The 6,527-nt window shown below is 58.8% G+C and carries 6 protein-coding genes; 2 read left to right on the top strand and 4 right to left on the bottom strand.

The genetic code is table 11. The features are described 5' to 3' along the window. Positions 1-12 precede the first annotated feature (12 nt). Positions 13-654, bottom strand: coding sequence for an amino acid ABC transporter permease (locus ACESQ2_RS00175; RefSeq protein ID WP_004100025.1), 642 nt, complete (start codon positions 652-654; stop codon positions 13-15). A 48-nt stretch (positions 655-702) separates the two neighbouring features. After that, the gene (locus ACESQ2_RS00180) at positions 703-1,554 is read right to left on the bottom strand and encodes a transporter substrate-binding domain-containing protein (protein ID WP_004848610.1); all 852 of its coding nucleotides are present in this window, start codon (positions 1,552-1,554) and stop codon (positions 703-705) included. A gap of 234 nt (positions 1,555-1,788) precedes the next feature. On the opposite strand from ACESQ2_RS00180, the gene ACESQ2_RS00185 reads away from it, so the two are divergent. Beyond that, on the top strand, positions 1,789-3,255 hold the full coding sequence (locus ACESQ2_RS00185; protein ID WP_014228326.1) for a PLP-dependent aminotransferase family protein: 1,467 nt from the start codon (positions 1,789-1,791) through the stop codon (positions 3,253-3,255). A gap of 31 nt (positions 3,256-3,286) precedes the next feature. Here the strand turns inward: ACESQ2_RS00185 and ACESQ2_RS00190 are convergent, their stop codons facing one another. Together ACESQ2_RS00190 and ACESQ2_RS00195 are read right to left on the bottom strand one after the other, a co-directional pair. After that, positions 3,287-3,934: a LysE family translocator gene (locus tag ACESQ2_RS00190; RefSeq protein ID WP_025107060.1), complete on the bottom strand. Its 648-nt coding sequence runs from the start codon at positions 3,932-3,934 to the stop codon at positions 3,287-3,289. Between the two features lie 274 nt (positions 3,935-4,208). Beyond that, entirely contained in the window at positions 4,209-5,543 is a 1,335-nt protein-coding gene (locus ACESQ2_RS00195; protein ID WP_160743374.1) for a PLP-dependent aminotransferase family protein, read from the bottom strand. A 108-nt stretch (positions 5,544-5,651) separates the two neighbouring features. On the opposite strand from ACESQ2_RS00195, the gene ACESQ2_RS00200 reads away from it, so the two are divergent. After that, the coding region (locus ACESQ2_RS00200) for a DMT family transporter (RefSeq protein ID WP_373170081.1) at positions 5,652-6,527 on the top strand (876 nt) is incomplete at its 3' end.

Consider the following 6,527-nt stretch of genomic DNA (forward strand, 5'->3'; position numbering starts at 1 on the left):
CACCTCCCGTATTTATCGTGCCAGACGCTTCGCTTTACGCTCGGCCATTCCCTGCAGTTTCAGCAGCAGGCCAATAATCACCACGTACAGCAGACCCGCCGCCAGAATCGGCGAAAGCGGTTCATAGGTGACCGAAGAAATCCGGTTGGTGACGCGCGTCAAATCCACCACGCCAATCACCGCAATGGCCGGACTGCCCTTAATCAGGAACGACATCTCGTTAACCAGCGCGGGCAGGCTTTCAATCCACATCTGCGGCAGCATGATGTAGCGGAAGTAGGCCCAGCGGCGCATCCCGACCGACTCCGCCGCTTCCCGCTGTTCGCGGGGAAAAGTGCGAAAGGCGTTGCGCCATATTTCGGCGTTAAAAGCCGAGGTATTGAGCGTCAGCGCCACTATCGCTGCGACGTTTTTGTCGAGGTTAATCCCGACGGTCGGCAGAGAAAGAAACAGGAACAGCACCAGCGTGACCAGCGGCGTCGCGCGGGCGAGGCTGATATAGACCACCAGCAGCTGATCGATAACCGGAATGCGCAGCATGCGCACCAGCGCAATCAGCAGGCCAATCACCACCCCAAAGGCAATGGCGATGGCCGAAATCCAGAGGGTCGTCCATGCGCCTTCAATCAGTAACTGCCAGGAAATTGCATCCATGAAGCCCTCCTTCACTCAACGGGCGGCGGTTACCCGCCGCAGAACGCATTACAGACCGGCCAATTTATGGAACTGTTCCGGGCTGGTGATTGGCACGTTCGGAAGATCGTCATAGGTTTCGCCAAACCACTTTTTCTGGAGTTCCGCAAGCTTGCCGGTCTCCTTCATGTGGTTCATAAACTTGGTCATATAGGCCAGCAGCTGCGGCGAGTTTTTCGGGATCGGCCAGGCCATATAGCCCGGGCCGGATACCGCCAGACCTTTGGCGAACACCTTCGGCTTGGCCTTCGCCAGGTCGTTGACCGAGATAACCACGTTAATCACGTAGTCCAGGCGTTTGTTGGCAAGATCGGCGTAAGCTTCCGGGTAGGAGGGATACTCCACCACCGGCCCCAGCTTACCGCCGGTTTTCTCCAGCATCGCTTTCAGTTCCGGCAGCCTTGCCAGCAGCGCGCTGCCCGCCTGCACGCCCACCTTTTTCCCGCTCAGTTCGGCAATGGTGTTCAATGAATTATCGCCCGCGCGTTTGACAAAATAGTGCTGCGCTGACGCCCACGGCGGCGTGAAATCAAAGACCTTGAGACGATCGTCGGTGATCACCGCGCCGGTTAAGGCCATATCGTATTGCCCGGTAGAAACCGCCGCCAGTAATCCGGTCCACGGCAAAATGCTCTGGTCGACGTTGAATTTCGCGTATTTGCGTAATTCATCGAGCATATCTTTGTTGAAGCCATCCGCCTGGCCGTTATTCATAAAGTTAAAAGGCGCGTAATCATCTTCGGTTGCGACTTTCAGGGTGCCGGATTTTTCTATTTCCGGAAGATCCGCGGCGGCTGCGTGATAAGAAAAGGCCATCGCCATGATGGCGCCCAGACAAATTGAACCTAATGATTTTTTCATTAATTCACCCCTAATTAATTCGCCAGACGTGTTCACTCCAGAACATGAAAAGGTTTTGCAAAATATGTGCCGACGGAAGTTCCGGTCCGCGACTGATGAATACGTTTTTACTGTAGGGAGCGTTTTAAATTTCCGGATAGAGCCAGATTCACCGCGCGGATGTGTCAGTCATTCTCAGGGTGGTATGGAATTTGCTCCAGTGTCTGTACTGAGCGTTTGAGTAAGGAGCCAGGCATGATCCGACACCTGTTACACGTTGATTTCGACCCGCGCCGCGGTTTGCAGGAGCAGGTGCGCGAGACGCTGATTAACGCCATTCTGGGCGGCATTTTTTCCGCCGACACGCCGCTCCCCTCCTGCCGCCAGCTGGCCAGCCAGCTGCGGGTCTCGCGCAACACCACGGCGCTGGTTTTTGAAGGGCTGGTTAACGAGGGATACCTCGTGAGTCGCCCGCGCAGCGGTTATTATCTGCATCCGGATTACCAGCACGCCAGCCCCTCTTCGGCGCCGGAAGCTGCACCGCAGGACGAGGGTTCTGCACCACGCTGGGGCACGCGGCTGCAAATCACCCCCAGCCAGCAGGAGTCGATTCTGAAGCCGGCCGGCTGGATGAACTACCGCTATCCGTTTATCTACGGCCAGCCGGATACCCGCCAGTTCCCGCTGGCGACCTGGCGCTCGGCGGCAAACTGGCTGCACGGCGGGGTTCGCGACCCGGAGTGGGTGGTGGATCACATCGATCGCGACGTGCCGATGCTGATTGAGCAGATCCGCACCCGGGTGCTGCCTAAACGCGGCATTGTCGCCTCGCCGGACGAGATTCTGATTACCCTCGGTTCGCAAAACGCGCTGTACCTGCTGACGCGCCTGCTGATGTCATCCAGCACGCGCGTTGGCGTGGAGAATCCCTGCTTTCGCGAGGCTATTAACACCTTTCTGCTTGCCGATACCGATATCGTGCCGCATCCGGTGGATGAACAGGGGATCGTCCTCAACGACGCCCCCTGCGATTACTACTACGTCACTCCCGGACACCAGGTGCCAACCGGGGTGGCGATGAGCAAAGCGCGGCGCGACCAGCTGCTGGAGCATGCCGCTCGCCATGATGCGGTGATTATTGAGGACGATTACGACTCTGAAAGTAACTTTATGCTCAACCCGCTGCCGGCGCTGAAGGCCAGCGATCGCTGCGGAAGAGTGATCTACGTGAGCAGCCTGTCAAAAGCGCTATCGCCGGGCCTGCGGCTGGGCTTTATGGTCGCTGACCCGGATCTGATTGACGAAGCCCGGGCGCTGCGGCGGCTGGTGTATCGTCATCCGCCGACCAATATTCAGTATCAGATGGCCCATTTCCTCGCCCAGGGCCACTATGAAACCCACCTGCGGCGCTACCATTACGACTCTGCCCAGCGCTGGGACCGTCTCAACAACGCGCTACAGCAGCATCTGCCGGAGTGCCGCATCATCCCCGGCAGCGAACACGCCAACGCGTTCTGGCTGGCCACGCCGGAGCAAATCAACACCCAGCAGCTGACCTGGCGCGCCGCCCACGCCGGGGTGCTGATTGAGCCCGGCGCGCGGCATTTTCTCAGCGACGCGCCGCCGGCTAACTTCTTCCGGATGGGGTTCCACGCCATTCACCCTGACGCCATCGAACAGGGCGTGGAGGTACTGCGCGGCCAGCTGGCGCAGATGGGCTGAACGCAGGGTCCCCTGCCTTAACGCGGCGGCCTCACGATGATAGCGACAAATAAGGATGAACGGCGGAAACAATAAGACCGACGGCAAAACACACAAACACGATGCCACCGGTTTTATTCAGCTTAACAAAGGCATTCCCGGACGACATTTTCGTTTTTACACTGTGTGCGAAAAGGCCGTAGAGTGAATGAATGACAACCACCAGAATACAGAAGGTTATCGACAGCACGCTGAACTGCGGAATAAAGGGCTGCTGCGGATGAATAAACTGGGGAAACAGCGCCATAAAAAACACAATGGGTTTGGGATTAAACAACGACACCAGTACTCCCTGACGAAACCGCTGGCTGGCGGAAGGCATCGTTGAATCGGCGGAAGAGAGAGGTTGATTCAGCGCGCGGGGCACCGAGCGAAAGAGCTTTACGCCCAGATAGATCAGATAGGCCGCCCCAACCCCCTTGACTATCAACAGCGTCAGCTGAGAGGTGGTAATCATCACGCCAACGCTGCTGGCAGCAATAATCGATATGACGCCCATCCCCACCGCCACGCCGATAATCCCCGCCATTGCATTACGCAGATTATAATTCAGGGTGTTGGTCAGCGTCAGAAGCACTCCTGGCCCGGGGCTGGCAATGGTCAGGCTGGCAATCAGTATATAAAGGTAGAGCTGCTGCATGAAAAAGGATCCTGTACAGAACAGGGCGCGGCTCCGCCCCTGAAATGATTAACAACGTCGTATCTTCAGGACGTGCGCTCGCTCAGCGTCAACAGCACAACCGTACTCGATGTGTTTTGTACACTACCGTAACAATTTTATATTGTCATTAAATTTAAAATTAACCCTATAAATCATAACAATAAAAAAACAACATTTATTTTAAGACTATTAACCCGCTATTTACCCCATAAAAAGTTACTAATAAGTCACCCTATCGCTCGCCGCCGAAACGCTAGCGATATTGCTCATACTCCACGGCTTCGCGAACCTGGTTCAGCGCCGCGCGCAGGCTATCGAAGGGAACGGAGCCGAGGGCGATGCGGATCGCCTGCGGAACGTTCGCTGTAACGCAAAAAGGCTCGGCGGTCGACACGGAAATATGGCGCTCCATCAGCGTTTTCGCCAGCCGATCGGCCCGACTCTCCTCGCCAAGAGGCAGCCAGACAAAATACGAATCCGGATGGCTGACGAAGGGAAGCGCGCCGAGAACCTCGCGGGCAACCCCCTGCCGCCGCCGCGCATCCTGGCGTTTCTGCGCTTCAAAACGCGCCACCGTGCCATCTTCAATCCAGGCGCAGATCAGCGAACTCACCAGCGAAGGGGTGTTCCACGTGGTGGCCCGTATAGCGCGCTCAATCTCCGGCCGATAGCGGGACGGGCAGACAACCGTCCCCACGCGCAGTCCGGTGGCGACGTTTTTCGAAAAACCGGTGATATAAACCGTGCTTTCCGGCGCATAGCTGGCCACCGGCGGCGGCGGATGGCGAATCAGGCTGGCGTAGGCGGCATCTTCAATAATCAGCAGGTCGTGCTGGCGCGCGAGATCCGCCAGCGCCTGCCGCTGGCGGGCGCTGAGCACCCAGCCCAGCGGATTGTGTAGCGTCGGCATGGTATACACCGCCCGTACGCGCCGCTGCTGACACAGCACGTGAAGCGCCTGCAGATCCGGCCCGTCCGCGCGGCAGGGGATCGCCGCCAGTTCCAGATGATAGAGCGCGGCCAGGGCTTTAAAGCCCGAGTAGGTTAGCGCATCCACCGCCACCACATCGCCCGGGCGCAGGAGCCCCATCACGGTCACCGCCAGCCCGTGCTGGGCGCCGTTGACGATCAGAACATTTTCCGCGTCAGGCGCAAAACGATTGCCGGTTAAATAGCGGGCGATAATTTCGCGCTCGGAGAGCCGCCCGGCATGAGGCTGGTAGCGCAGATGAGCGTCAATATCCCCCGCCATCGCCAGTCGCCTGAGCGCCTCGCGCAGCGCATCCCCCTGCGCCGGCAGCGAAGGATAGTTGAAGTTGAGATCGACAACATCCCCCGCCAGCGCCTGCTGATCGACGCCGTGGCCCGGCGGGAGCGTGATGTCCCGCACGAAGGTGCCGCGCCCGGTTTCGCCGCTGACCAGCCCCATCGCCTCCAGTTCACGATAAACGCGCGTGGCCGTGGCCAGCGAGATCCGCTCCGCGGCGGCAAGCGTACGATGCGTCGGCAGGCGGGTGCCGGCCGCCAGCTGTCCGCGATGAATCGCCTGCGCGTAGCTGTCGACAATGGTTTTGTATCGGGCTTTCATCGTGAAATGTATCTATGACAATAATTTGATTGTATTAGATTACGCACACTACCATCGCCTGAAACATTGCTCAAGCGGGCACGGCACGGTCAATATAGCGAGGTTAGCATGGTAGATTCAGCGGTTCTCAAAACGGCGCCCGGGCCGTGGTCCGGATGGTTGAATGGTTTACTGGGCGTCATCATTTTTAGCGGTTCGCTGCCCGCGACGCGTCTGGCTGTGCTCGATATGGACCCGTTCCTGCTGACCTTTCTGCGCGCCTCCATTGCCGGGCTCCTCGCCATCGCGCTGCTGGCAGGCTTTCGCCAGAAACGGCCGCGCGCGTCGCAGCTTGTGCCGCTGGCCATCGTCTCGTCAGGGGTGGTGATCGGCTTTCCGCTGCTCACGGCGCTGGCCCTGCGGCACGTCACGTCAGCGCATTCGATCGTTTTTATCGGGCTATTGCCGCTGATGACGGCCATTTTTGGCGTACTGCGCGGCGGAGAACGTCCGCGCCGCGCTTTCTGGATCTTTTCGGTTATTGGCAGCCTGCTGGTGGTGGGATTCGCCCTGACGCAAAACGCGGCGGCGTCGCTCAGCGGCGATCTGCTGATGCTGGCGGCGGTGATCGTCTGCGGCCTCGGCTATGCGGAGGGCGCGAAGCTGACCCGGGAGCTCGGCGGCTGGCAGGTGATTAGCTGGGCGCTGATTATGGCGCTGCCTTTTATGCTGGTGGCCTCGTGGATGACCCGGCCAGCGTCATGGGGCGCTATATCGCCTTCCGCCTGGATCGCGCTCGGCTATGTGTCGCTCTTTAGCATGCTTATCGGCTTTATTTTCTGGTACAAAGGGCTCGCCGCTGGCGGTATCGCCGCTGTCGGCCAGCTCCAGCTATTACAGCAGTTCTTCGGGCTTGGCCTGGCGGCGGCGCTTTTGCACGAAACCGTCAGCCCATTGATGCTGGCCGTGACACTGGGCGTGATTTTGTGCGTTATCGGTTCGCGC

The sequence above is a fragment of the Klebsiella sp. Q11 genome, assembly GCF_964241505.1.
Lineage (GTDB): Bacteria > Pseudomonadota > Gammaproteobacteria > Enterobacterales > Enterobacteriaceae > Klebsiella > Klebsiella michiganensis.

What these genes read in the sequence shown, in the direction of transcription:
- ACESQ2_RS00180 (WP_004848610.1), bottom strand. Translation starts at nt 1,554, where the DNA reads ATGAAAAAATCATTAGGTTCAATTTGTCTGGGCGCCATCATGGCGATG.
- ACESQ2_RS00175 (WP_004100025.1), bottom strand. Translation starts at nt 654, where the DNA reads ATGGATGCAATTTCCTGGCAGTTACTGATTGAAGGCGCATGGACGACC.
- ACESQ2_RS00195 (WP_160743374.1), bottom strand. Translation starts at nt 5,543, where the DNA reads ATGAAAGCCCGATACAAAACCATTGTCGACAGCTACGCGCAGGCGATT.
- ACESQ2_RS00185 (WP_014228326.1), top strand. Translation starts at nt 1,789, where the DNA reads ATGATCCGACACCTGTTACACGTTGATTTCGACCCGCGCCGCGGTTTG.
- ACESQ2_RS00190 (WP_025107060.1), bottom strand. Translation starts at nt 3,934, where the DNA reads ATGCAGCAGCTCTACCTTTATATACTGATTGCCAGCCTGACCATTGCC.